This is a genomic window from Streptomyces sp. NPDC047061 (assembly GCF_040643955.1).
Lineage (GTDB): Bacteria > Actinomycetota > Actinomycetes > Streptomycetales > Streptomycetaceae > Streptomyces.
The window spans coordinates 38,554-64,476 of the sequence record NZ_JBEYVI010000023.1 but is presented as its reverse complement, the minus strand read 5'-3'; the positions used below and the strand labels follow the sequence as shown (position 1 = coordinate 64,476).

The window sequence follows — 25,923 nt, the reverse complement described above, 5'->3', positions numbered from 1 at the left end:
ACCCAAAGCGCTACTGGTTCTTCGAAACTGGGCAGTCCGGCGCGGTGCGTTCACGGAGCTGAGGCCAACGATTGCAGCGATATGGCGCGCAATGATTTTCTTATCACGGTCGCAATAACGGAGCGCACCGATTTCAGGAGGCCATTAAGTGAGCATATCGCCGCAGCCGATCGTGGCCGAGGGGGGACGAGGTCCGTCGAAATCAAAGTCCACATTCGATGAAAAATGGCTGACGATTGAGCGCGGGGTAATGAGCCGGTTTCCCGGCCAGCGGCGCGTAAGCGTGGCGCAGATCAGCGAGGTTCATTACAAGGCGCCCCGCCCGTCCAGACGAACGGGTGGTTGGGCGTGAGCGTCATCGGCGACCCCAGCAACACGTTGGCCCGCTCGAACACGGACGCCGCGAAGAGCCCGAACTACGCCATCTTCACGGTGAAGCAGCAGACCGAGCAGCGCGCCAGTGACCTCGTCGCCCTGGCCACCCGCGCCCGTGAGCGACTCGCCGACATGACCTCGGCCGAACAGTCCGAGGTGCTGGCGCTGCCGGACGTGAAGGTCACCATCACGGGCGCGGTCCCCAAACCGCGCGTCGGCCTCGTGTGCTCAATGGCCGAGTGGTTCAAGCAGAACGAGCGGTTGGTCCCGGATGAGCTGAGCGACGAGGCGTGGGCGCTAGGCGAGCTGCGCATCGAGGGCAGGGTTGACCCTCGCCTCCTGGCCCAGGAAGAACCGGTCCCCCTGGAAATGGGCGTGCCCGCTCGTCTTTGCGGGATGCCGCCTCTTCCTCGGTCAGGATCCGCATGGCCATCGCATCCTGACATACAGATTCTGCTGCGCTCGACCACGGCCCTGCCGCGACCTGAAGCGGCTGCACCAGGCCACACCATCGTTTGGGAACTCGGCGGAGTCCACGACGCAGAATATGTTCGGCTGCTGATCATACTCTTCGCGCCGTGAACAGCTCAGCGACCCGAGGCCGGAAACGGTTGAGTCCCGGACAGTCCGGGACTCAACCAGCCCGCTTCGAAGTGAGAGGCCCCCATGACGAAGCGGGAGAAGCCGTCAGGTCGCCGCCTGCGGCTGTGCCGTCACCGCCTTCGCGCCGATGCCCGTTCCCCGCCCCGGCTGCCGCAGCAGCAGCGCAACCCCCGCCGCCAGCATCGAGATGCCGCCAGCCAGGGCGTACGCGCCGTTGTAGCCCCAGGCGCCGACCACCATGGAGCCGAGGCCGCCGCCGAAGAGGCCGCTGATGAGTTTGCCGCTGTAGACCATCCCGTAGTTGGTGGCGTTGTAGTTCTCGCCGAAGTAGTCCGGGGTGAGGGCGGCGAAGAGCGGGTAGAAGGCGCCGCCGCCGAAGCCGGAGAGGAAGGCGAAGAACAGGAACAGCCACTCGCTCTTGACGTCACCGGCCCAGATCACGCCGAACTGGGCCAGGCCCAGGACGACGATGACGAAGACGAGGGTCGGTTTGCGGCCGAGGCGGTCGGAGAGCCAGCCGACCACGCCGCGGCCGACGCCGTTGATGACCGCCATCACGCCCATCGAGGACGCCGCGACCAGGGGGCCGAAGCCGACGTCCTTCGCGAAGTCCACCTGGAAGGAGATGCCGAAGATCGACACGCCCGCCGTCATGACGATGGAGATCCACATCAGGGGGAGCATGCCGGTGCGGATCGCCTCCTTGGGGGTGAACTGGCGTACCGCGGGCGGGTTCTTGGCGAGGGCCGTCGCGGTCCTGGTGTCGGTCGCGTGGGCGAGGGGGTCGACGTCGGCCGGCCACCAGTTCTTCGGCGGGTCCTTGAAGAAGAACGCCGAGACCAGGACCACGACCATCACGTAGGCACCGATGAGGTCGAGGACGCGGTGGTAGTTCGCCGTGTCGAAGGCGTAGTTGAAGATGAAGATGAACGGGAGCGAGCCGTACGCGAAGCCGCCGTTCACGAAACCGGTGCGGGCGCCCCGGCGTTCGGGGAACCATTTACCGACCATGTTGATGCAGGTCGCGTAGACCAGGCCGGAGCCGAGGCCGCCGATCACGCCGAAGCCTATGATCGCCAGCCATATCTCGCTGATGTGGGAGAGGGCCAGGAAGCCGATCAGGCACATCACGGAGCCGGTGTACATGGCGCGGCGGGCGGTCAGGATGCCCTTCTCGCGCAGCCAGCCCGCCGGGAACGCGATGCCGGCCTGGAAGAACACCCAGACGCTCAGGATCCAGAAGGTGTTGGACTGCGTCCAGCCGTGCGCGTGGGACAGGGTGTCCTCCGCGGAGCCGTACGCGTACTCGAAGACGCTGATGGCCATCATGGCGATCCAGGGGAGGTACACCATGATGTTGCGGGAGTGGCCGAGGATGTCCCGGTCGGTCTCGCCGATCCGGTAGACGCGGCCGCGGGCGTCCGTGACCTCGCGGTACGGGCGTCGTCCGGCGTCGGTGCTGTTCGTGGCTACAGGGTCTGCCGTCATGTCACGCCATCTCCTCGCCGAGCGGCTGCGGGTTGGGGACGATGCGCCGGGCGCTGGGCCTGCCCGGTGCCTTGAGGAAGAGGGCCAGTACTGCGGAGGCCAGGCCGACGGAGCCCGCGAGCACGAACGCGCCGTGGTAGTCCCACTCACCGACGACGACCGCGCCCAGACCGGAGCCCACCAGGCCGGAGATCAGCTTGGAGCTGTAGACCATCCCGTAGTTGGTGGCGTTGTTGTTCTCACCGAAGTAGTCCGCCGTCATGGCCGCGAAGAGCGGGAAGATCGCCCCACCGCCGAACCCGGAGACCATGGAGCAGAACAGGAAGAACGGCATGCTGTGCATCTGGCCGGAGACCAGTACGCCGAACTGCGCCGTGCCGAGCACGATGCACACGATGATCAGGGTGTGGCGGCGGCCGTAGCGGTCGGAGATCCAGCCGATGACGCCGCGCCCGGTGCCGTTGACGATCGCCTTCAGGGACATGGCGGTGGCCACGATCCCGCCCGCGAACCCCATGTCCTTGCCGAACGGCACCTGGAAGGCGATGCCGAAGATATTGATCCCGGCCGTGCAGAGCAGACAGAACCACATCATCCACAGGACGGGGGTACGGGCGGCCTCCCTCGGGGTGTACTGCTTGACGGCCGGCGGGTTCTTCTCCAACGCCCGCCGTATTTTCGGGTCCTGAGTGGCCTTCAGCGGATCCACGTGCGGCGGCCACCAGTTCTTCGGCGGGTCCTTGAAGAACCAGCCGGCCGACGCCACCACCAGACACAGTCCGATGCCGACCGAGGAGAGCAGGACCTTGTAGTTGCCCAGGTCGAGGACCGAGGTGAAGAGGAAGACGAAGGGCACGGATCCGTAGGCGAAACCGCCGTTCACGAAGCCCGTCTTGCCGCCCTTCCGCTCCGGATACCACTTGCCGACCATGTTCACGCAGGTCGCGTAGACGAGACCGGCGCCGATGCCGCTGCACATGCCGAAGCCGAGATAGGCGACGACCACGTTCGGCGCGAACGCCAGCGACACATAGCCCAGCAACGTGCCCACCGCGCCGATCAGCATGGCCGTACGGGCGGGGAGCCGACCGCTCTCCCGCAGCTGCCCGGCCGGGAAGGCCACGGCCGCCTGGAAGAACACCCAGACGCCCATCAGCCAGAAGATGTGCCCGCTGCTCCACAGATGCGCCTCGTGGAGCGTGTCCTCCGCCGACGTGAACGCGTACTCGGCGGAGCTGATGCCCATCATGCCCACCCAGGGCAGGATGACCATCCACTTGCGTGTCCGGCCCATCAGATCGACATCGCGTTCGCCGATCCGGTACTTGCGGCCGTTGCGGTCCGTCACCTCCCTGAAGGGGACGGACGCCGTTAGATCGATGGATGACATGTTCGCTCAGCACCCCTTGCGTCGAAAGCTCTGGCCAGCGCCCCCTGTCCAATGCCTTTCGTGCGCGCACGGGTCCCGGGGCCGGCCGGGGACGCGCTCCGCCGGCCGGCCCCTTCCTCGGCTACGTCATGACCCGCCCCCCAACCGTCCGCTGCTCGCCCCGTCGCTCCCCAGCAGCCCCGCCGCCCGCGCCCAGCGGTACTTGGCGCCGAGCACGGCCACCGGCCGTTCGGTCGTGTACGGGTACGCCACGACCCCCCGCTCGTACAGGTACTGGCAGGCCTCCTCGACCTCGACGTCCCCCGCGAGCGAGGCGACGACCGGCTTCTCGATGCCCCGCTCCCGGAACTCCGCGACCACGCGGGCCGTCAGTTCGGCGAAGACCATCGGCGGGGTGACGATGGTGTGCCAGTAGCCGAGGACCAGCGCGTGGATCCGCGGGTCCTCAAGACCCAGCCGGATCGTCGCCTCGTACGTCGACGGCGGCTCGCCGCCCGTGATGTCCACCGGGTTGCCGGCGGCACCGAACGGCGGGATGAAGCGCCGGAACGCCTCGTCCAGGTCGGGCGGTATCTCCATCAGGGTCAGCCCGTTGTCGGTGATCGCGTCGGACAGCAGGACTCCGCTGCCGCCCGCGCCGGTGATGATCACGACGTTGTCGCCCTGCGGGGGCGGGAGTACCGGCAGGCCGCGCGCGTACTCCAGCATGTCGTTCAGGCCCGGCGCCCGGATGACGCCCGCCTGCCGCAGGATGTCGTCGTACACCGCGTCGTCGCCCGCGAGCGCGCCCGTGTGCGAACCGGCCGCCTTGGCCCCGGCCGCCGTACGCCCCGCCTTGAGGACCACAACAGGCTTCTTGGGTACGGTGTTTCGCGCCGCCTCGACGAAGGCGCGGCCGTCCTTCAGGTCCTCCAGATGCATCGCGATGCACTCGGTGTGCGGGTCCTCGCCGAACCAGGTCAGCAGGTCGTCCTCGTCCAGGTCCGACTTGTTGCCGAGGCCCACGATCGCCGACACACCCGTCTTGGTGGTGCGCGCGAAACCCAGGATCGCCATGCCGATCCCGCCCGACTGGGAGGTCAGCGCCACCCCGCCCTTCACGTCGTACGGCGTGCAGAACGTGGCGCACAGGTCCTGCCAGGTGGAGTAGTAGCCGTAGATGTTCGGGCCGAGGAGACGGATGCCGTGGCGCTCGCCGATCGCGACGATCTCCTCCTGGAGTTCGTGCTCGCCGGTCTCCGCGAAGCCGGAGGGGATCAGGACGGCGTTGGGGATCCGCTTCCGGCCCACCTCCTCCAGCGCCGCTGCCACGAACTTGGCGGGGATGGCGAAGACTGCCACGTCCACCTCTCCGGGAACGTCCGTGACACTCTTGTACGCCTTGCGGCCCAGAATGTCATCGGCCCGGGGGTTCACCGGATGGATCTCCCCGGCGAAGCCGCCGTCCACGAGGTTGCGCATCACCGAGTTGCCGATCTTGCCCTGCTCGTTGGAGGCACCGATCACGGCGACGGAGCGGGGCTGCATCAGCCGGCGCATGCTCTCCAGGATCTCGTCGCGCGTGTACTTCCTGCGCTCATGCGGCTGCTGCTCCGCGAGGATGATCCGGATGTCGGCGGCGACCGCGCCCTCCGCCGTGGCGATCACCGGATTGAGGTCCACCTCGGCGATCTCCGGGAAGTCCGCGACCAGTTGGGAGACCCGGCGGATCTGCTCGGCGACCGCCCACCGGTCCACCCCGGCCTGCCCGCGCACCCCGCGCAGCACCTCGGCCGCCTTGATGGAGTCCAGCATCGACAGCGCCTCGTCGGCGGAGACGGGCGCGAGCCGGAAGGTCACGTCCTTGAGCACCTCGACCAGCACCCCGCCGAGCCCGAACGCGACGACCTTCCCGAAGGTGGGGTCGGTGACCGCGCCGACGATGACCTCCGTGCCCTTCGGCAGCAACTCCTGCACCTGGACGCCCTCGATGCGCGCATCGGCGTCGTAGGCGCGCGCGTTGTCGATGATCCGGTGGAAGGCCGCGCGCACGTCCGCCGCGCCCTCCACCCCGACGACGACCCCGCCCGCGTCGGTCTTGTGCAGGATGTCCGGCGAGACGATCTTCATGACCACGGGTCCGGCGAAGCGTGCCGCGTACGCCACCGCCTCGTCGACGTCGGTGGCCAGTTCCTCGCCCGGTACGGCGATCCCGTACGCGTCGGCGATCACCTTGCCCTCCGGCGCGGTGAGGGCGGTACGGCCCTCCGCCCGCACCGAGTCGAGGAGTTCGCGGACCCGCAGCTCCCGGTCCTCTGCCATCACGTCAGATCACTCCGTTCGACTTGAGCAGGCGCAACTCCTCGTCGCCGAGGCCTAGTTCGCCGATGTAGACCGCTTCGTTGTGCTCGCCGAGGAGTGGCGAACTGGTCACATCCACAGGGGAGTCGGAGAGCTTGAGCGGGCTGCCGACGGTGACGAACTCGCCGCGCTCGGGGTGCGGGACGGTGACCACCATCTCGTTGGCGACCAGCGACTCGTCCTCGATGATCTCCTTGGTGGAGAGGATCGGCCCGCACGGGATGTTGTGGGCGTTGAGCTTCTCCAGCACCTCCCACTTGGGGAGCGTCGAGGACCACTCCTCGATCAGCTGGAACATCTTGTTGAGCTTGGGGAGGCGGGACTCCGGGGTCGCCCACTCGGGGTCGTCCGCGAGCTCCGGCCGGCCGATGAGCTGGGTGATCGGCTGCCAGCCGACGGGCTGCACGATGACGTACACGTAGTCGTTCGGGCCGCCCGGCGCGCACCTGACCGCCCAGCCGGGCTGGCCGCCGCCGGAGGCGTTGCCGGAGCGGGGCACCTCGTCGCCGAAGTCCTCGTTGGGGTACTCGGCGAGCCGGCCGTGGGCCAGTCGCTGCTGGTCGCGGAGCTTGACCCGGCAGAGGTTGAGCACGGCGTGCTGCATGGCCACGTTGACGCGCTGGCCCCGACCGGTGTGCTCACGCTGGAAGAGTGCCGCCAGTATTCCGGCTACTGTATGCACCCCGGTGCCCGAGTCACCGATCTGCGCGCCCGTCGCCAGCGGAGGCCCGTCCTCGAAGCCGGTGGTCGCCATCGACCCGCCCATCGCCTGGGCGACGACCTCGTACGCCTTGAAGTTGGTGTACGGGCCGTCCCCGAACCCCTTGATGGAGGCGTAGACGATCCGCGGGTTGATCTCCTTGATGCGGTCCCAGGTGAACCCCATCCGGTCGACCGCGCCCGGCCCGAAGTTCTCCACCATCACGTCCGAGCGGCGGATCAGCTCGGTCAGGAGCTCCTTGCCGCGCTCGGTCTTGGTGTTGAGGGTGATGCTCCGCTTGTTGCAGTTGAGCATCGTGAAGTAGAGGGAGTCGACGTCCGGGAGGTCGCGCAGCTGCCCCCGCGTGATGTCACCGGTCGGCGCCTCCAGCTTGACCACGTCCGCACCGAGCCAGGCGAGCAGCTGGGTGGCGGAGGGGCCCGACTGGACGTGGGTCATGTCGAGGACGCGTATGCCCTCAAGTGCCTTGGTGGTCATGGGCGTTCCACCTCACTTGTACATGGTCTGGTTCATGGTTCCGGGGGCGTACGCGTCCGGGTCGACCCAGACGTTGATCAGCGACGGCTTGCCGGACTCCCGGGCCCGGCGCAGGGCGGGGCCGATGTCGGCGGGGTCGCGGACCTCCTCGCCGTAACCGCCCAGCATCTGGGCGAACTTGTCGTAGTGGACGTCCCCGAGGGTGTTGCCGACCCGCTCGCGCTCCTTGCCGTACTTGGCGGCCTGGCCGTAACGGATCTGGTTCATCGAGGAGTTGTTGCCGACGATGCCGACGAAGGGGAGGTCGTAGCGGACCAGGGTCTCGAAGTCCCAGCCGGTGAGGGAGAAGGCGCCGTCGCCGAAGAGGGCGACCACCTCCTTGTCGGGGCGGGCCTGCTTGGCGGCCAGTACGAAGGGGACGCCGACGCCGAGGGTGCCGAGCGGACCCGGGTCCATCCAGTGGCCAGGCGACTTGGGCTGCACGACCTGCCCGGAGAAGGTGACGATGTCGCCGCCGTCGCCGATGTAGATCGAGTCCTCGGTGAGGAAGTCGTTGATCTCGCTGACCAGGCGGTACGGGTGGATGGGGGAGGCGTCCGACCTCAGCTGCGGCAACCGCTTCTCGATCGCCGTCTGTTCGGCGGCGCGCAGCTCGTCCAGCCACTCCTTGCGCCGGGAGGCCCCTCCGTTGACGCGCCCGGAGGCCGCCTCGGCCACCGACTTCAGGACCAGCCCCGCGTCCCCGACGATCCCGAGGTCGATGTCCCGGTTCTTGCCGACCGTGCGGTAGTCGAGGTCGACCTGCACGACCGTCGCTTCCGGAGAGAGCCGCTTGCCGTAGCCCATGCGGAAGTCGAAGGGGGTGCCGACGATCACGATGACGTCGGCGTTGGAGAACGCGTACCGGCGGGAGAGCTGGAAGTGGTGCGGGTCGCCGGGCGGCAGGGTGCCGCGCCCCGCGCCGTTCATGTACGCGGGGATGTTGAGGGTCCGCACCAGCTCGATGGCGTCCGCGGTGCCACGGGTCGTCCAGACCTGGCTGCCGAGCAGGATGGCCGGCTTCTCGGCGTGCACGAGGAGGTCGGCGAGCTTCTCGATCGCCTCGGGGTCGCCGGCCGAGCGGGTCGCGGCCCGGTAGGCGCCGGCCTTGGGGACGCGGGCCTTCGACGCCGGGACCTTGGCGTCGAGGACGTCGCGGGGTATCTCCAGGAAGGAGGGGCCGGGCGCGCCGTGGTAGCACTCGCGGAACGCCATGGAGACCATGTCGGCGGCGCGGGCGGTGTCCGGGACGGTCGCCGCGAACTTGGTGATCGGCGCCATCATGTCCACGTGCGGCAGGTCCTGCAGGGACCCCATCTTGTGCTGGGTGAGCGCCCCCTGGCCGCCGATCAGCAGCATCGGGGACTCCGCGCGGAAGGCGTTGGCGACCCCGGTGACGGCGTCGGTCGTACCCGGTCCGGCCGTGACGACCGCGCAGCCGGGCCTGCCGGTGATGCGCGCGTAGCCGTCGGCGGCGTGGGCGGCCACCTGCTCGTGGCGGACGTCGACGACTTCTATGCCCTCGTCGACGCAGCCGTCGTAGATGTCGATGATGTGGCCGCCGCACAGCGTGTAGATGCGGTCGACCCCCTCGGCCTTCAGCGCCTTCGCAACGAGATGACCACCGGAAATCACGTCCTGGGTGTCGTCGGGCATGGCGAAGTCCTGTCCCTTCGTAGGGGGGTGGGATGCCGTCGTCGTATATTGCATACAGTCGACGAATACTGTATGAACCTTGTTATCCCGCATCCGGTGGGTGGTGTCCAGGGGGCGTGCGGCACTTTTAAGACAGGAGCCGGAATGGACCTGTACGAGCACCAGGCAAGGGAACTCTTCGAGGAACACGGCATCGTGGTGCCGAGGGCCGAGGTCGCCGACTCGCCCAAGGGGGCCCGGGAGATCGCCCGCCGACTCGGCGGCAAGGTCGTCGTGAAGGCGCAGGTCAAGACCGGTGGCCGGGGCAAGGCGGGCGGCGTGAAGCTCGCCGCGGACCCGGCCGCGGCGGAACTCACGGCACGTCAGATTCTCGGCATGGACATCAAGGGGCACACGGTCGGCAAGGTGATGCTGGCCCAACCCGTCGGCATGGAGAGCGAGTTCTACGTCTCCTACGTCCTCGACCGGGCGGCCGGCGGCTTCCTGGCGATCGCCTCCGCCGAGGGCGGCATGGAGATCGAGGAGGTGGCCGCGACCCGCCCGGAGGCGGTGGCACGGGTCCGCGTCGACCCCGCGGTCGGCGTCACCTCCGCCAAGGCCCAGGAGATCGCCGCGGCTGCCGGACTGCCGCCGCAGACCGTCGACGTCCTCGTACGGCTCTGGCAGGTGCTGGTCCGCGAGGACGCGCTGCTCGTCGAGGTGAACCCGCTCGTGCGTACCGAAGAGGGCCGGATCCTGGCGCTCGACGGCAAGGTCACCCTCGACGACAACGCCCGCTTCCGACAGGCCCGTTGGGGAGCGGAGGAGGGCGACCGCCATGACCCGCTGGAGGCGGCGGCCGCCGCGAAGGGGCTCAACTACGTCAAGCTCGAAGGCGAGGTCGGCATCATCGGCAACGGCGCGGGCCTGGTGATGTCCACCCTGGACGTGGTGGCCGGCTGTGGCGCGCGGCCCGCCAACTTCCTGGACATCGGCGGCGGGGCGTCCGCGCAGATCATGGCCGACGGCCTGTCGGTGATCCTCTCCGACCCGTCGGTGAAGTCGGTCTTCGTCAACGTCTTCGGCGGGATCACCGCGTGCGACGCGGTCGCCGACGGCATCGTCCGGGCCCTGGAGACCGTCCGGTTGACCAAGCCGTTGGTGGTCCGCCTCGACGGCAACAACGCGGCACGCGGCCGGGCGATCCTCGACGGCCGCGCGCACCCCCTGGTCGAACAGGCCACCACCATGGACGGCGCCGCCCGCCGCGCCGCCGAACTCGCCCACACCGCCTGAGGAGCCGGGACATGGCGATCTATCTCACCAAGGAGAGCAAGGTCCTCGTCCAGGGCATGACCGGCGGCGAGGGCATGAAGCACACCCGCCGGATGCTCGCCGCCGGGACGGACGTCGTCGGCGGGGTCAACCCGCGCAAGGCCGGGCAGACCGTCGACTTCGACGTCCCCCAGTGCCTTGAGGGCCTGGGAGGTGCCCCCAGTGCCGTCCCGGTCTTCGGCACGGTCGCCGAGGGCATGGCGGCGACCGGCGCCGACGTCACCGTCGTCTTCGTGCCGCCCGCCTTCGCCAAGGCGGCGGTCCTGGAGGCGGCCGACGCCGGTATCGGGCTGGCGGTGGTGATCACCGAGGGCATACCCGTCCACGACTCGGTGGCCTTCACGTCGTACGCCAGGCGGAACGGCACCCGGATCATCGGGCCCAACTGCCCCGGGCTGATCACCCCCGGCCAGTCCAATGCCGGCATCATCCCCGCCGACATCACCAAGCCCGGCCGGATCGGTCTCGTCTCCAAGTCGGGCACGCTGACCTACCAACTCATGTACGAGCTGCGGGACATCGGCTTCTCCACCTGCGTGGGCATCGGCGGCGACCCGGTCGTCGGGACGAGCCACATCGACTGCCTGGCCGCCTTCCAGGACGACCCGGACACCGAACTCGTCGTCCTCATCGGGGAGATCGGCGGCGATGCGGAGGAACGGGCCGCCGCCTACATCCGGGAGCACGTCACCAAGCCCGTCGTCGGCTACATCGCCGGGTTCACCGCGCCTGAGGGCCGCACCATGGGCCACGCGGGCGCCATCGTCTCCGGTTCGGCCGGCACCGCACGGGCCAAACAGGAGGCGCTGGAGGCGGTCGGGGTGCGGGTGGGGAGCACGCCGACCGAGACCGCCCGGCTGGTGCTCGAGCTCCTGGAAGCCGGGGGTTGATCATGGTCCTCGTCTGCAAGCCGGGCACCGCCTGGGACGACGCCTGGCGGCGCTGCCTCACCGTCGCCCCCGAGGCCTTCCGGGACGACCGCGTCCTCAACCTCTGGGCCGCCGGGTGGCGGCCCGACGGCCGCCCGCTGCCCGCGACCAGTCCCGTCGACGGCAGCCCCATCGCCGGCGCCCCGCGCCTGGACCGGGACACCGCACGCCGGGCCGTCCGTGCCTGCCTCGACCAGCACCGCGCCTGGCGGCACGTCCCCCTGGCGGAGCGCCGGTCCCGGGTGGCCGCCACCCTGGACGCCCTGACCGAACACCGCGAACTCCTCGCCCTGCTGCTCGTCTGGGAGATCGGCAAACCCTGGCGGCTGGCCCAGGCGGACGTCGACCGGGCGATCGACGGGGTGCGCTGGTACGTCGACGGCATCGAGCCGATGCTCGCCGGACGGGCCCCGCTGGACGGTCCGGTGTCCAACATCGCCAGCTGGAACTACCCGATGAGCGTGCTCGTTCACGCGGTACTGGTCCAGGCTCTGGCGGGCAACGCGGTGGTGGCGAAGACCCCGACCGACGGCGGGGTCGCCTGTCTCACCCTGGCCTGCGCGCTGGCCGCCCGGGAGGGCCTGCCGGTGACACTGCTCAGCGGCAGCGGGGGCGAGCTGTCGGAGGCGCTGGTGCGGGCGCCCGAGATCGGCTGCGTCTCCTTCGTCGGCGGCCGGGACACGGGAGCGGCGGTGGCCACGGCCGTCACCGACCTCGGCAAACGGCACATACTCGAACAGGAGGGACTCAACACCTGGGGCATCTGGAACCTCACCGACTGGACCGCGTTCACCGCCGCCGTCCCCAAGCTCTTCGACTACGGCAAACAGCGCTGCACCGCCTACCCGCGCTTCGTCGTCCAGCGCGAGCTGTTCGACGAGTTCCTCGCCGCCTACCTCCCGGCGGTCCGCGCCCTGCGGATCGGCCACCCGCTGGCGGTCGCCGACCCCGACGACCCGCTCCCCGAACTGGACTTCGGGCCGGTGATCAACACGGCCAAGGCCAAGGACCTGACCGACCAGGTCGCCGAGGCCGTCGACCGCGGTGCCGTCCCGCTGCACCGCGGCAGCCCGGCCGACGGCCGCTTCCTGCCCGGCCAGGACACCGCGTCGTACGTCCACCCGGTCACCCTCCTCAACCCGCCCCCGTCCTCCCCGCTCCACCACGCGGAACCCTTCGGCCCGGTCGACACGATCGTCCTGGTCGACACCGAGGCCGAACTGCTGGCTGCCATGAACGCCTCCAACGGCGCGCTGGTCGCCACGCTCTCCACCGACGACGAGGCCACCTTCGCGCGGCTCGCACCGCAGATCCGCGCCTTCAAGGTCGGCCACGGCAAGCCGCGCTCCCGGGGCGACCGCGACGAACTGTTCGGCGGCTTCGGCGCGTCCTGGCGGGGGGCCTTCGTCGGCGGGGAACTGCTGGTGCGGGCGGTGACGCAGGGACCGGCGGGGGAGCGGCTGCCGGGCAACTTCCCGGAGTACCAGCTCATGCCGTGACGCCGGCGAGCACAGGGGCGACGACCTCCTCGGCGAGCCTGTGGACCACCCGGCCACCCGGTCCGGACAGGGGCGCGGCAGGCTCAGCGCGATGCGGTTCATCCCGGCCTGCCCCATCCGCGCATGCCCGGGCACGTTCCAGACGTCCGCGTGCTCGGCCGCCGGCCGCAGCAGCCGGGTGCCCCAGCCGCCGATCAGCAGCGGGGGCCCCGGACGCTGCACGGGCTCGGGCGCGTTCTGCGTCCCGCGGGGCCGGTAGTGCGCCCCCTCGAAGTCGAAGACCTCCCGGGTCCACATCAGCTTCAGGATCCGTACGGTCTCGTCGAGCCGGAGCGCCGGCGCAGCCCGCAGGACCGGCGGCGCAGCATCGTCGGGCTGACCGATGCCGGGCGTGCGCGGACGGGGCAGGCCGAGGAGGCGCGGCTGGCGGCCGAGCGGCGGTTTCCGGCCCCGCCGGACGAGCAGACGACGGCGACGCACATCCGCGCCCAGCGTGCGCTGCCGCCCGGCCGGTAACGTGCTGGATACGTACGGTGAGGGGGCGCCGACCTGCGGGAATACCGACGGAAACGCAGGTGAAAGGCACTCCGAAAGCTTGGTATTGTTGTCCATGTCGCCGCGGGGAACACCCCCGGCCGGGCGGCAGACACCTAGTCCGGGTGGCGGAATGGCAGACGCGCTAGCTTGAGGTGCTAGTGCCCTTTAACGGGCGTGGGGGTTCAAGTCCCCCCTCGGACACAGAATTGCCCTACAGTGCCCTGTTTCAGGGCAGGGGATATTGGCACCCGCTTACGGCTCCCGGCCGTGGCGGGTGTTCGTCGTTGCGGCGCCTGCGGCCTGGGGTGTGTCCGCGGTCAGGGGTCTGGTCGCGGGCTCGTAAGCCAGGGTGATCTTCTCGCTGTGCAAGTGGGCGATTGCCCGCTCAGAGGTGGCCGTCCAGGAACTTCCGTACCTCGGCGATGGTCATGGGCCCCGTGCCGTGCGCCACCGCCTCTCCCTCCTTCAGCAGGACGTAGGACGGGGCTCCGGTGATCCCGTACCGCTCTGTTGCGGCCGGACAACGCGTGATGTCGGCGCGGACGGCCGTCAGGCGGCCCGTGTAGTCGTCGGCGATGCCACCCACGACGAGGTCCATCACCCGGCAGGGCTCGATTGCCTTGGGCCATGTCCCAGTGAAGTATGCGAAGACCGGAACTCCGCTCATCCTGAGGATGAAATCGAACTCCGCGTCCTCACGGGGTCGGTGAACCCGCTTCGTCATGGAAGCTCCTGACCTCACGTTCCGTCATTCCACCTCCATCATCCCTCGCATGAGCCGGCCGATGGCACCGAGAGCGAGGCACGATTCCAGGACCGCTCACGGACGCGGTCCTGGACGGCGAAGTGCGCGTCAGCCGGCCCGAAGACCGACCGCCAGCGTCAGTTCAAGGACCCGGTGTGGCGATGCGAGATCCGGAAACAGCTCCCGCAGCTGCGACATCCGGTACCGGACTGTCTGGGGATGGACGAACAACGCCGCCGCCACCTCGTCCCGCCTGCCCTGGTGCAGCAGCCACTCCCGCAACGTCTCCTCCAGCCGCCGTGCGGTCGCGACAGGCAAGGTCCGCAACGGTGCGAGGGCTCGGGCCCGCAGGTCCGCGAACGCGTCCACGTCGGCGCTCAGCACCAGCTCGGGCAGGTGGCCCTCGGTGTCGCGTATGTCGGAGGAGAGGGAGCGCGCGCGTACGGCTCGTGCGTACGAGGCGGACGCACGAGCCCATGGCCGGGCCGGGCCGACCACGGCGGCGCGGTCGGCCAGCTGCCGCAGGAGATGTGACCGGTCGGCATCGGGGACGAGCAGCACACCGGTGGCGTCCGGCAGATCGTCGAGGACGAGGGTGCTCGGGTCGAACGCGCGGTAGGCGGGCCGGGCCTGGGCGGCAGGCAGCAGGACCGCGGTCAGCGAGACCGGAGGCTGCCACCCGGCCCGTTGAGCAGAGGCCAGCAGCACGTCCGGGCTCGCACCGGCGAGGAGGTCGCGGGCCAGCTGCTCCAGGTGGCGCTCGTGATCCCTGCCCCGGGCGGCCAGTTCGTCGGCGTGGCCCGCGGCGCTCGCGGCGGACAGCTCGTCGATGTACGCGAAGGTCAGCTCGGCGAACTTGGCGACCTCGGCGGCGGGCAGACCTGCGGGTACGGCACCCGCTGCCAGGCACCGCCAGGCCACGCGGGCGCCGACGCGGTAGGCGCTGAGCAGGGCGTCCATCGAACGGCCGTCGCGCACCTCGCCGCGGCCCAGCCCGTAGGCCGCGTCGCCGCCGTCGCCGCCCGTGGCGTTCCCGCTGGCAAGGTCCAGGTAGTGCCCCAGGGCGGTGCGGACGGCTCGGCGGATGGTGGCGCCCATGTGGCCCGTAAGGGCGTTGGCGTAGGGAGGGACCTCGTCGATGATCGCTTGGACGACCTCGTCGGCGGTGGCCTTCAGCCCGGCCCGAAGTACGGTGACCGTCGTCTCATCCAGGGCCAGTTCACTGGCCCTCCGGATCACATGGTTCACGTTTTATTCCCTGCGAACAATTCTGCCGTACAGATTTACGTCCTACGGTCAGGACCTTACGCCCTGAGGCACAGCAAGCTGGAGCCATGACGAGTACAGCCCTCCGCAGCAGGGCGTGGAAGCTGCTGGAGATGGTCACGACGCCGCTGCTGCCGTCGGACTACCTCGACCTGGTCAGCCCGCTGCGTGCGGGCGCCGACCTGCGGGGGCGCATCGAGGCCGTGCACCCCGAGACGGGTGACGCCGCGACCATCGTGATCAGGCCGGGACGGGGCTGGCGCGGCCACACGGCCGGTCAGTACGTGCGGATCGGGGTCGACGTCGACGGGGTGCGCCTGTGGCGTGCGTACTCGCTCACTTCACCGGCAAAGCGCCAGGACGGCCGCGTCACGATCACGGTGAAGGCGATCCCGGACGGCAAGGTCAGCAACCACCTGGTCCGCAGGGCGAAACCGGGCACGCTGATCCAGCTCGACCAGGCGACCGGTGACTTCGTGCTGCCGCAGGCCAAGCCCGCCAAGGTGCTCTACCTGACGGCCGGCAGCGGCATCACGCCTGTGATGGGCATGCTGCGCGACACCGAGTTCGACGACGTCGTCATGGTCCACTGCGCGCCACAGCCGCGAGACGTGATCTTCCGCAAGGAACTGCACGACCTGGTAGCGGACAAGAAGCTGCGGCTCACCGAGGTGCACACCGACACGGACGGCATGCTCGACATCGCCCGTCTCGACGAACTCGTGCCCGACTGGGCCGAGCGCGAGACCTGGGCCTGCGGGCCCGCGGGCCTGCTCGACGCCGCCGAGGAGCACTGGACCGCGCACGGCGTACAAGAGCGCCTGCACACCGAACGCTTCCGCCCCGGCATCGTCGTCACCGGCGACGGCGGTGGCGAGGTCACGTTCAGCGCCACCGGCAAGACCGTCGACGCGGACGGCGCCACGCCGTTGCTGGACATCGGCGAGGAGGCCGGCGTGCTCATGCCCTCCGGGTGCCGCATGGGCATCTGCTTCGGCTGCGTCACGCCGCTCAAGGCGGGCGCCGTCCGCGACCTGCGCACCGGCGAGATCACCGAGGCCGAGCCGGGCGTCCTCATCCAGACCTGCGTGTCCGCCGCCGCGGGCCCCTGCGACATCGAACGGTAGGAGCACCTTGACCGCCATCGACCCCACCGCCCACCTGACCGCGGAGCAGATCGAGGAGCTCGGCCGCGAGCTGGACGCGATCCGCGACGAGGTGATCGCCGACCGCGGCGAGAAGGACGCTGCCTACATCCGCAAGGTCATCTCGGCGCAGCGCAAGCTCGAACTGGTCAGCAGGGGCGTGCTGTTGTTCTCGTTCTTCCCGCCCGCGTGGCTGCTCGGCACCGCCGGTCTGTCCGTGGCGAAGATCATGGACAACATGGAGATCGGCCACAACATCCTGCACGGCCAGTGGGACTGGATGCGCGACCCGAAGATCCACTCCACCACCTGGGAGTGGGACCACGTCTCGCCGGCCGACCAGTGGAAGCACTCGCACAACGAGCTGCACCACACGTACACCAACGTGATCGGCAAGGACAACGACCTCGGCTACGGCATCATGCGCGTCGACGAGGACCAGCGGTGGCACCCGTTCCACCTCGGCCAGCCGCTGTGGAACTTCCTCAACGCCTGCTTCTTCGAGTACGGCATCGCGGCGTACGACCTGGAACTCGGCAAGAACCTGCGCAAGCGCCGCCGCAAGAACCCGGAGTTCCGCGCACGGGCCAGGGCGGTGGGCCGCAAGATCCGCAAGCAGGTGCTCAAGGACTACGTGATCCACCCGCTGCTGTCGGGCCCGTCGTTCCTCACCACGCTCGCCGCCACGTTCACCGCGAACCTGGTCCGCAACATCTGGTCCCACTCGGTGATCATGTGCGGGCACTTCCCCGAGGGCGTGCAGGTCTTCGAGCGCCGGTCGATCAAGGGCGAGACGCGCGGCCAGTGGTACCTGCGCCAGATGATGGGCTCGGCGAACATCAGCGGCAGCAGGGCCATGCACTTCATGACCGGCAACCTGTCGCACCAGATCGAGCACCACCTGTTCCCGGACCTGCCGAGCAACCGGTACGCCGAGGTCGCGGTGAAGGTGCGCGCGCTGTTCGAGAAGTACGAGCTGGAGTACGTCACCGGGCCGCTGCCCAAGCAGGTGTTCTCCGCGTGGCACAAGGTCGTCCGGCTCTCGCTGCCGAACAAGAAGCCCAAGGTCAAGACGCCGGACCGCGAGCAGGAGCTCGTCGCGGCCTGAATCCCGGTACTGCTTCAGATCTTTCGGCCGTACCGGCGCCGACATGTCCCTTGTCGGCCGGGGTGGGCAGGCCGTCTGCGGTGCACCACAATGTGGCGCGGGACATCGAGGATGGCAGCATGGGTGACCAGCCTGAAGCCTCTGGTGCAGCGGACGATCTTGTGGTGATGGCCGTCCTGCCAGGGGCTTCACGTCTCTTGACGATCGGGGCCCACCTGCCCCACCCGTCCCGGATCAAGCGGTTCACAGGGGGAGCCCGCAGCATGACCGGCACCACGGAGGCCCTTGGCGGGTCGGCTGCAGTCGACGGTGCGGCACGAAGTGTCACGCGCCCGTTCTACGTCTACGCCGTGTTCGCCAACTCGCTGTTCCAGCGCGGCGTATTCGTCCTCTTCCTGTATCAGCGCGGCTTCTCCGCCGGGCAAGTGGCCCTCCTGTAGACACTGCTCTACCTGGTCAGCGGACTTGCTGAGTTGCCGACGGGAGTCATCGCCGACCGAATCGGCAGGCGTGCCGGCATCGTGATCGGCCGGCTGCTGACAGCTGCATGTCTGCTCGGTCAGGTGGCGTTCGCCAACTACTGGGTGTTCCTGGCGCTGTTCATCGGGCAGGGCGTGGGCATGGCATGTGTGTCCGGTTCGGACACCGCCCTGCTGTACGACCTGCTCGTGCGTCGTGGTGCAACGGCCGGCTACGTCAGGTGTCAGGGGTGCCCGAGATCCGCGGCGCGGACGCGGTGGACGAGCAGGACGGAGCCGAGAAGGAGCACGGCGACGTCACGGCATGGCGGGCGATGCTTCGGGTCGCCACGCCGGCGCTCGTGACGCTGGTCGTGGTGTCCGGGCTGATGCACGCGACTCTGACGCCGTACATCATTTTCACGCAGAGGACCCTCTCCGATCAGGGAGCGGGCACCGCATCGGTCAGCGTGGTCATAGCGGCGGGATTCTTCGCCGGCGGGCGCACTCCCTTGCTGGCGGACCGCGCGGACCGGCGCGCTGAACACCGGTCAGGCCGGAACGAGGTGGCCGTCGTGGAGTCGGGTGCCCGCCTGCTTGACGCGGCGCAGGACGGGAACGACGTCGACCTGGCGCACGGCGTCGAGGGCGCCGACCTTGGTCGTGACGTAGGAGTAGAGGTCGTCCATGGTGCGGCAGGTGACGGTCACCAGGAGGTTGGCGGATCCGGTGACCGCGGCGGCGAAGGTGGTCTCCGGGTGGGCGGAGAGGACTTCGCCGGTGGCGTTCAGGCGGCCGGGGGCGACGGTGAGCCACAGGTAGGCGGGGCAGTGGAAGCCGAAGCGCGGGTAGGCGAGGTCCACGGCGATGCGCAGGGCCCCCGCCGCGAGGAGTTCCTCCAGGCGCGCGGAGACCCTGGACTTGGACCAGCCGCAGGCGCGGGCGAGTTCGACCACTCCGGCGCGGCCGTCGAGAGCGAGTTCGGCCAGCAGCGGCTCGTCCTGCTCGTGTGGTACTCCCGCGCTCCGGGCCTCCTGGACCGCTCCGCCGACGGTGGCGCGCTGCTGCTGGCCGGAGGTGTGGAGCAGAGCCAGCTGGTCGTCGGTGAGAGGGTCGTCGAAGGCGAGCCATTTGGAGCCGCTGCCCAGGTACATGTGCATGACCGCACAGGCGTCGAAGCCCAGCACCTTCGCGGTGCGTGGCAGGCGGTGCAGAACCGATCCCTGCTGGTGGCGTGGGCCGGTGTGGGTCTGGCACACGATCTCGGAGCCGCCGGAGGTGACGCTGACGTAGGCGGTGTCCTCGCGGGCGGCCAGAGCATCCGCCAGGGCGTCGGTGGCGTCGGGCCGGCACCGGACCCGGACGAACCAGGTCTGATCGCCGAGCAGAGTGTGGCTGGGCAGGCCGCGCACGCGGACAGTTCCGTCGGCGACCAGGGCGCGATAGCGGCGGGCCACGGTCTGCTCGGAGACCTCGGCCACCTCGGCGATCCGGCGGAAGGACGCCCGACCGTCGCGTAGCAGGCATTGAACGATCCGCCGGTCCGTCCGATCCATGACGGAAGTATAGAGGTGGTCTGTCGGTCACTATGGAACTTCGGCCGCCGTGTGGCGGCTTTGCCAGGGGCGAAGGGCGGGGTCCGCGGCGGTGTCGTGCTCGTGGCCGGTCGGGAGGAGGCAAGCCGGTGAACGCGGCGAGCTGAACACGCCGAGCCCGAGCCGAACACGCCGCGCTGAACGAGTCCTGCGCGAGGCGTCTCACGTGCGCGGTGCGTCGTCAGGACGCCTTGCGCTGCCGCCTGATGGGCTCTCCCACCCGGTGCAGGTGCGTGAGGGCCTCGCGGTAGGACCGCAGCAGCCCGGTCTCGTGGTACGGCACACCGATCTCCGCGCAGTACTCCCGCACGATCACCTGGGCGCGTCGCAGATGAGGTGTGGGCATGCTCGGGAACAGGTGGTGTTCGATCTGGTAGTTGAGCCCGCCGAGCATCAGGTCCGTGAACCAACTGCCCCGCACGTTGCGGGAGGTGAGCACCTGACGCCGCAGGAAGTCCGGCCGCTCGTCACCGGTGAAGGTGGGCATGCCCTTGTGGTTGGGGGCGAACGTGCAGCCGAGATAGACACCGAAGAGACACTGGTGCACCGCGAGGAACGCCACCGCCTTTCCGGGAGAGAGCACCAGGAACAGCGCGGACAGGTAGGCCGCCAGGTGGAGGAGGAGCAGCGTGCCCTCCAGCCCCCGGTTCTTCATGGACGGCGAGCGCAGCGCCCGCAGGCTCGACACATGCAGGTTGAAACCCTCCAGCGTCAGCAGCGGGAAGAACAGGAAAGCCTGGTGGCCGCCGATGACCCGGGCCAGGCCGCTGCTGTTGCGCGCCTGGTCGGTGGACCACACCAGGAGGTCCGGGGCGACGTCGGGGTCGAGCTCCTCGTGGTTGGGGTTGGCGTGGTGACGGGTGTGCTTGTTCATCCACCACCCGTAGCTCATGCCGATGCCCAGGTTGCCGAAGAGACGGCCCCATGTCTCGCTCGGCCGACGCCGCCGGAAGACCTGCCGGTGCGCCAGATCGTGTGCCACGAGCGCCACTTGGCCGAAGACGAAAGCCATGGCGGCGGCGACGGTCAGCTGCCACCAGGTGTCGCCGAGCGTGAAGAAGGCCGCCCCGCCACCCAGCAGGGCCGCGGTCACCAGGCCGAGTCGCACGGTGTAGTAGCCCGGGCGCCGGTCCAGCAGGCCTGCCGCGCCGACGCGTCGGGAGAGTCCGGCGAAATCGCTGCCGGGGCCGGAGAGCTGGGCGTGGGCGGAGGAGCGTGCGGGGGCGGAGAGCTGGGCAGGGACGGTGGGCTGTGCGGGGGCAGCGGACTGTGCGGGGGTGGCGGGCGTTGCGGCCGCGACCGGGTCGTCGATGGAGAAGGTCATGCCGCCGAGTCTGGGCACGGCGGCACGGGGTCGACAGCTGGCCAGCCACCGGATCCGCAGGGGGACGGCCTCACGACCGTCCGGGGGCTACCACCCCTCCCTACGCCGCTGACCTGGGCCTGGACGTCGTATCAGCCGATACGGCGGCGTTCCCGCGGTGCGGACTTCAGGGGCCTCTTCCGCTTCGACCTCATGCTGCGCGTCCGGCCGGAGCCCGGGTTCGGCCCGCGGCACGAACGGTTGTCGGTGCCGGGTGGGAAACTGCCCGGCATGATCGAACCGAATCCGAAAGCGGATCTTCTCCGGTACCTGCAAGAGGCACGGGACGCCCTGGTGTGGAAGCTCGACGGCCTGTCGGAGTACGACGTCCGCCGTCCGCTGACCCCCACGGGCACGAACCTGCTGGGGCTGGTCAAGCATGTCGCCGGCGTGGAACTCGCGTACTTCGGCGACACCTTCGGGAGGCCGTTCTTCGCGACGCAACCGCCGCCTTCCTGGTGGTACACCGAGGAGTCGGAGCCCAATGCGGACATGTGGGCCGGTGCGGACGAATCACGGGAACAGATCGTCGGGCTGTATCGCCAGGCGTGGGAGCACTCCGACAGCACGATCGAGACGCTCGCGCTCGACGCCACCGGTCACGTCCCGTGGTGGCCGGAGGAACGCCGGGAGGTGACCTTGCACCACATCCTGGTGCGCGTGATCTCCGACACCCAGCGGCACGCCGGCCACGCGGACATCGTGCGGGAGCTCATCGACGGATCCGTCGGATACCTGTCCGGCAAGGAGAACCTGCCTCCCGGGGACAAGGAGTGGTGGGAGGGCCACCGGAGCCGGCTGGAGCGCGTGGCGCGGGAGGCCGAAGGCTGATCCCACACCTGCTGCCGGCCCCGGTGGACGGACGGATCAGCGCAGTCCGGCGAAGAGGTCGTTCTCGGGCAGGGCCGCGTCGGTGGTGTCCCGGACGCGTACGAAGGTCTCGACGCCCATCAGCTCGGTGAACCTCTCCCGGCCCATCCTGAGGAAGAAGATGTTCTCGCCCTGGCTGGCGTGCGCGGCGAGCGCGTCGAACTTCTGGCCGCCGAACGCGGTGGTGTCCACCCAGGTGGTGATCTCCTCGTCGGGGAGTCCGATCTCCGCGATCGCGGCGGCCTCGGCGGGATCCGGCTCGGGCATGTCCGCATCGAACTCGCGCATGGCCTCCCCGAAGCGCTGCATCATCGAGCGGGGCGCCGTCGTCCAGTACACCTTCGCGGTCGGCTCGGTCATCGCCAGCGCGGCCATCGTGATGCGGTTGGCCTGGATGTGGTCGGGGTGGCCGTAGAAGCCGTTCTCGTCATAGGTGACGACCACATCTGGCCGGTAGCGCCGCATGAGTTCCGCGAGCCGGGCAGCGCCCTCCTCCACGGGCGTCCGCCAGAAGGATCCGGGTGCGTCGTTGGCCGGCCAGCCCATCATCCCGGAGTCGGCGTAGTCCAACATCTCCAGGTGGCTGATCTTCAGGATGTCGCAGCTCGCCTGCAGTTCCTGACGCCGCATCAGGGCCACGGCTGCCGGATCGTGCCCGGGATCGCCGGGCTTGACGCCTCCCGGTCCGTCACCGCAAGCGCCGTCGGTACACGTCACGAGCACCGTGCGCATGCCCTCCGCCGCGTACCGCGCGAGGACGCCGCCCGTTCCGGTGGCCTCGTCGTCGGGGTGGGCGTGTACCGCCATGAGCGTCAAGGGCCGGTCGTTCATGAAGCAGTCCTCCTGTGTGAAATGGCATCGGTCCGAGTCCGCGGCGGTCATATGAGCGGGCGCCCCTGAATAGCAGATCACCAGGCGTACGGCGAACCCGAGGGCACCGGATCACGCCCGGGCGGACGATCTTTCGGTCTCGGTTCTTCAAGGCCGCGGCCGGCGCTGCCTATTCCTCCGACGACTACGGCATCCAGGATTTGCGGGCATCAGGTAAGGAACTTGCGAAGATCTGCGTGTTTCATTCTTTACTTCGTCGGAGTCTAGCGGGATGAATGGGTGCTCCGTACGGTCGGGGCGCCGGTTTTGCCCCCATTCCCCGGAGGAGCATCACATGCTGACGATCTTCAGACCCCGGCGACTGGCGGCGGCCGCCGTCGCCGCGGTCGGCGCGATGTGCGTGTCCGCCTTACCGGCCGCCGCCACACAGCAGGCTCCGGCGCACTCTCAGGCGCAGGCGCAGGCGCAGGCGCAGGCGCAGGCGCAGGCGCAGACGGGGGCGGTGGCGAGGAGCGCGGCGGTGGGTGCGGCGACGCCGTTCTCGGTCTACGAGGCCGAGGCGGGAACACCGGGCGGAGGCGCGGCCGTCCGGTCGCTGACCTCGGCGCCGACGTCGCAGTACTCGAGCGCCGCCCTGGAGGCGTCGGGCCACTCCTACGTCCACCTGGACGGCACGGGTCAGTCGGTGCAGTGGACGAACACCACCGGGCAGCCGATCTCCTTCCTCAACGTCCGCGCCAGTGTCCCGGATTCGGCGGCCGGCGGCGGTGTCACCGGAACGCTGAACCTGTACGTCAACGGGGTGTTCCGGCAGGCGCTGAGCCTCAACTCGCGTCAGAGCTGGGTGTACGAGGGCAACGGTAACTACAACACGAGCGACAACCAGTACCCGGCCGACGGCGACCCGAGGGTCTTCTGGGACGAGTCGCACACCTTCGTCACCGGGTCCCCGATCCCGGCGGGCGCCACGTTCTCGCTGCGGAAGGACTCCGACAACAGCGCGTCCTTCTACGACGTGGACTCGGTCGACGTGGAGCAGCCGCCGGCGCCGCAGACGCAGCCGGCGGACTCGATCTCGATCACGAGCTGCGGTGCGGTGGCGGACGACAACCCGACCGACGGCGCCGCCGACAGCCGGTCGGTGGACAGCCGGGCCGCCATCCAGAACTGCATCGACCAGGCCCAGCAGCAGGGCAGGATCCTGTGGATCCCCCAGGGCACCTTCTACGTGAAGGGCACCGAGGGACTGCACGCGCAGGGGATCACCATCGCGGGCGCGGGGCTCTGGTACAGCACGGTCTACCGTGACGTGCCGGTCCCCAACAGCACACCGCTGGCAGCCCTCTTCGACCTGACCTCCTGCACCGTACGGAACTTCCACATCGACGCCAACGCCGTCAGCCGCAGCACCGTCGGCGGGGACGGCGGCGCGATGGACACCACCGGCACCGGCTGGCTGGCCGACGGCATCTGGACCCAGCACACCATGTCCGGCTTCTGGGCCTCCGGCACCGGCGGGACGGTGCGCAACAGCAGGCTGACGTCGATCTGGGCGGACGGGATCAACGTCAACAACGTGTCGCTGGGCGCGGACACCGGGAACGACCTGACGGTCACGAACAACTTCGTCCGCGGTACCGGGGACGACGCGATCGCCATCAACTCGGTGAACTACAACACCAACGGCGACGGTTCCAGGACGTACTACAACCCGATGACCAATGTCACCGTCAGTGACAACACGTCGATCGCGCCGTGGGGCGGCAAGGGAGTCGGGATCTACGGCGGCAGCGGCCACCAGGTCAGGGACAACTACATCAGCGACACGGCCCGCTACATCGGCCTGGGCGCCGGGCGCTTCGGTGTCAACGGCAGTGACCTGCTGTCCGCGACCGTGACCGGCAACACCGTGGTCCGCTCCGGCGGCAACGCCTACAGCCAGGGCCAGCCCGCCCTGCACATCGGCAACGGCGGCGACGGACAGAACACCGGAATCGTCGACAAGGTCACGGTGACCGGCAACACCGTCACCGACTCCCTCTACGACGGGATCGGCTTCTCCACCTCGACCGACACCCTGCTCCAGGACAACACGGTCAGCAACCCCGGCCGCAACGGCATCGCGATCTCCCCGCCGTTCTACCCCGCGCCCACCGGTTCCGCGACGATCACCGGCAACACGGTGACCGGGCTCCCCTCCGGCGCCTCGGCCTTCGTCGACAACTCCACCGGGTTCGTCGCCACGCTGAGTGACAACCACTGGCCGCCGCCCGCTCCCGAGGGTCCCTACGGCGGCACCCCGGCCGCCGTGCCCGGCACGGTGCAGGCGGAGAACTACGACACTGGCGGCCAGGGCGTGGCCTACAACGTCACCTCCGTCAACGGCAACGCCAACTCCTACCGCGCCGACGGGGTGGACCTGGACAACACCTCGGACACCGGCGGCGGTTACAACCTGGGCTGGACCGGCGGCGGACAGTGGTTCCGCTACACCGTGGACGTCGCCGCGGCCGGCACCTATACCCTCGGCCTCCGAGTCGCGGCCCCGTCCGCGGTGACGGGCGCGCTGCACCTGTCGGACGCCGACGGCACCAGCCTGACCGGGGCCGTCGACCTGCCCGCCACCGGCGACTGGCAGACCTGGGCCACCGTGACCACCCACGTGACCCTGCCCGCGGGCCGGCAGACCCTGACCCTCGCCCAGGACACCGGCGGCTGGAACATCAACCACCTCGGCTTCACCGCGGGCACCGACGCACCCGGGACCGACCTCGCCGCCGGTAAGCCCGCCGCCGAGTCCAGCCACACGGACGTCTACCCGTCGTCGAACGTCACGGACGGCAACCAGTCCACCTACTGGGAGAGCGCCGACAACGCGTTTCCGCAGTGGGTCCAGGTCGACCTCGGCTCGGCCCGGAGCGCCTCCCGCGTGGTCCTGCAACTGCCCGCCGGCTGGGGCGCCCGCACCCAGACCCTGACCCCGTCCGCTCCACGGTGCCGCCGGACCCCCGGTCCGGCGGCACCGCCGTGTGCGCGGCTCGCCGCAGGCTGCAGCCCCACGGCAGCACATTAGATCTTGCATGCTGAATTTTTATTGTTGCAATGTTCTGTCTAGTTCTTGCGTGGCTCTGTCGACGACATTACGGTCCCCCTCGCGTCATCAGCACCCCCTGC

The 25,923-nt window shown here is 69.5% G+C and carries 19 protein-coding genes, 1 tRNA gene and 2 pseudogenes; 11 read left to right on the top strand and 11 right to left on the bottom strand.

From position 1 onward, the window contains the following. Positions 1-348 precede the first annotated feature (348 nt). A complete protein-coding gene (locus tag ABZ887_RS29015; protein WP_361295201.1) occupies positions 349-957 on the top strand; it encodes a hypothetical protein in 609 nt (202 codons plus the stop codon). A gap of 105 nt (positions 958-1,062) precedes the next feature. Here ABZ887_RS29015 and ABZ887_RS29010 read toward each other — a convergent pair whose 3' ends face one another. The 5 genes from ABZ887_RS29010 to ABZ887_RS28990 all read right to left on the bottom strand — a co-directional run bounded on the left by ABZ887_RS29010 (position 1,063) and on the right by ABZ887_RS28990 (position 9,089). Beyond that, on the bottom strand, positions 1,063-2,466 hold the full coding sequence (locus ABZ887_RS29010; protein WP_361295198.1) for an OFA family MFS transporter: 1,404 nt from the start codon (positions 2,464-2,466) through the stop codon (positions 1,063-1,065). 1 nt (position 2,467) lies between these two features. Next, positions 2,468-3,856 carry an OFA family MFS transporter gene (locus ABZ887_RS29005; RefSeq protein ID WP_361295195.1) on the bottom strand — a complete coding sequence of 463 codons (1,389 nt, stop codon included), beginning with the start codon at positions 3,854-3,856 and terminating at the stop codon, positions 2,468-2,470. Positions 3,857-3,982: 126 nt separating this feature from the next. Beyond that, entirely contained in the window at positions 3,983-6,157 is a 2,175-nt protein-coding gene (locus tag ABZ887_RS29000; protein ID WP_361295192.1) for an acetate--CoA ligase family protein, read from the bottom strand. A 4-nt stretch (positions 6,158-6,161) separates the two neighbouring features. After that, positions 6,162-7,394 (bottom strand): formyl-CoA transferase, encoded by a 1,233-nt coding sequence (frc, locus tag ABZ887_RS28995; RefSeq protein WP_361295189.1) that lies wholly within the window; start codon positions 7,392-7,394, stop codon positions 6,162-6,164. 12 nt (positions 7,395-7,406) lie between these two features. After that, positions 7,407-9,089, bottom strand: a complete 1,683-nt coding sequence (locus tag ABZ887_RS28990; protein ID WP_361295186.1) for a thiamine pyrophosphate-binding protein — start codon at positions 9,087-9,089, stop codon at positions 7,407-7,409. 144 nt (positions 9,090-9,233) lie between these two features. Here ABZ887_RS28990 and sucC point away from each other — a divergent pair, with 144 nt between their 5' ends. Genes sucC through ABZ887_RS28975 form a run of 3 tightly spaced genes read left to right on the top strand, consistent with a single transcriptional unit; the run spans position 9,234 to position 12,831 of the window. Next, positions 9,234-10,364, top strand: a complete 1,131-nt coding sequence (sucC, locus tag ABZ887_RS28985; RefSeq protein ID WP_361295183.1) for an ADP-forming succinate--CoA ligase subunit beta — start codon at positions 9,234-9,236, stop codon at positions 10,362-10,364. Positions 10,365-10,375: 11 nt separating this feature from the next. After that, positions 10,376-11,293 (top strand): succinate--CoA ligase subunit alpha, encoded by a 918-nt coding sequence (sucD, locus tag ABZ887_RS28980; RefSeq protein WP_361295180.1) that lies wholly within the window; start codon positions 10,376-10,378, stop codon positions 11,291-11,293. Positions 11,294-11,295: 2 nt separating this feature from the next. Further along, positions 11,296-12,831, top strand: a complete 1,536-nt coding sequence (locus ABZ887_RS28975; protein WP_361295177.1) for an aldehyde dehydrogenase family protein — start codon at positions 11,296-11,298, stop codon at positions 12,829-12,831. 183 nt (positions 12,832-13,014) lie between these two features. Here ABZ887_RS28975 and ABZ887_RS28970 read toward each other — a convergent pair. Beyond that, positions 13,015-13,128, bottom strand: a pseudogene (locus ABZ887_RS28970) (LLM class flavin-dependent oxidoreductase); the annotation flags it as partial. Between ABZ887_RS28970 and ABZ887_RS28965 the strand changes: the two are divergent. Both ABZ887_RS28965 and ABZ887_RS28960 read left to right on the top strand, forming a co-directional pair. Continuing rightward, complete coding sequence (locus tag ABZ887_RS28965) at positions 13,090-13,347, top strand: hypothetical protein (protein ID WP_361295174.1); 258 nt, start codon at positions 13,090-13,092, stop codon at positions 13,345-13,347. The pseudogene ABZ887_RS28970 and the gene ABZ887_RS28965 overlap by 39 nt on opposite strands. A gap of 137 nt (positions 13,348-13,484) precedes the next feature. Further along, positions 13,485-13,569: transfer RNA gene (locus ABZ887_RS28960), tRNA-Leu, on the top strand. 184 nt (positions 13,570-13,753) lie between these two features. Here ABZ887_RS28960 and ABZ887_RS28955 read toward each other — a convergent pair. Beyond that, positions 13,754-14,092 (bottom strand): thioredoxin domain-containing protein, encoded by a 339-nt coding sequence (locus tag ABZ887_RS28955; RefSeq protein ID WP_361295171.1) that lies wholly within the window; start codon positions 14,090-14,092, stop codon positions 13,754-13,756. A 129-nt stretch (positions 14,093-14,221) separates the two neighbouring features. After that, complete coding sequence (locus ABZ887_RS28950) at positions 14,222-15,361, bottom strand: helix-turn-helix domain-containing protein (protein ID WP_361295168.1); 1,140 nt, start codon at positions 15,359-15,361, stop codon at positions 14,222-14,224. Between the two features lie 86 nt (positions 15,362-15,447). Between ABZ887_RS28950 and ABZ887_RS28945 the strand changes: the two genes are divergently transcribed. From ABZ887_RS28945 to ABZ887_RS28935, 3 genes and pseudogenes are all read left to right on the top strand, one after another. Next, positions 15,448-16,506 carry a ferredoxin reductase gene (locus ABZ887_RS28945; protein WP_361295165.1) on the top strand — a complete coding sequence of 353 codons (1,059 nt, stop codon included), beginning with the start codon at positions 15,448-15,450 and terminating at the stop codon, positions 16,504-16,506. Between the two features lie 7 nt (positions 16,507-16,513). Beyond that, positions 16,514-17,632: an acyl-CoA desaturase gene (locus ABZ887_RS28940; protein WP_361295162.1), complete on the top strand. Its 1,119-nt coding sequence runs from the start codon at positions 16,514-16,516 to the stop codon at positions 17,630-17,632. A gap of 263 nt (positions 17,633-17,895) precedes the next feature. Then, a pseudogene (locus ABZ887_RS28935) lies at positions 17,896-18,629 on the top strand (MFS transporter); the annotation flags it as partial. Between the two features lie 12 nt (positions 18,630-18,641). Here ABZ887_RS28935 and ABZ887_RS28930 read toward each other — a convergent pair. Beyond that, on the bottom strand, positions 18,642-19,646 hold the full coding sequence (locus ABZ887_RS28930; protein WP_361295159.1) for an AsnC family transcriptional regulator: 1,005 nt from the start codon (positions 19,644-19,646) through the stop codon (positions 18,642-18,644). Positions 19,647-19,866: 220 nt separating this feature from the next. Then, positions 19,867-21,009, bottom strand: coding sequence for an acyl-CoA desaturase (locus tag ABZ887_RS28925; RefSeq protein WP_361295156.1), 1,143 nt, complete (start codon positions 21,007-21,009; stop codon positions 19,867-19,869). 270 nt (positions 21,010-21,279) lie between these two features. On the opposite strand from ABZ887_RS28925, the gene ABZ887_RS28920 reads away from it, so the two are divergent. After that, a complete protein-coding gene (locus ABZ887_RS28920) occupies positions 21,280-21,879 on the top strand; it encodes a DinB family protein (protein ID WP_361295153.1) in 600 nt (199 codons plus the stop codon). Positions 21,880-21,915: 36 nt separating this feature from the next. On the opposite strand, the gene ABZ887_RS28915 is transcribed toward ABZ887_RS28920, so the two are convergent. After that, the gene (locus tag ABZ887_RS28915; protein ID WP_361295150.1) at positions 21,916-22,749 is read right to left on the bottom strand and encodes a PIG-L family deacetylase; all 834 of its coding nucleotides are present in this window, start codon (positions 22,747-22,749) and stop codon (positions 21,916-21,918) included. Between the two features lie 334 nt (positions 22,750-23,083). Between ABZ887_RS28915 and ABZ887_RS28910 the strand changes: the two genes are divergently transcribed. Continuing rightward, on the top strand, positions 23,084-25,822 hold the full coding sequence (locus ABZ887_RS28910; RefSeq protein WP_361295148.1) for a carbohydrate-binding protein: 2,739 nt from the start codon (positions 23,084-23,086) through the stop codon (positions 25,820-25,822). The last annotated feature ends 101 nt before the right edge of the window (positions 25,823-25,923 follow it).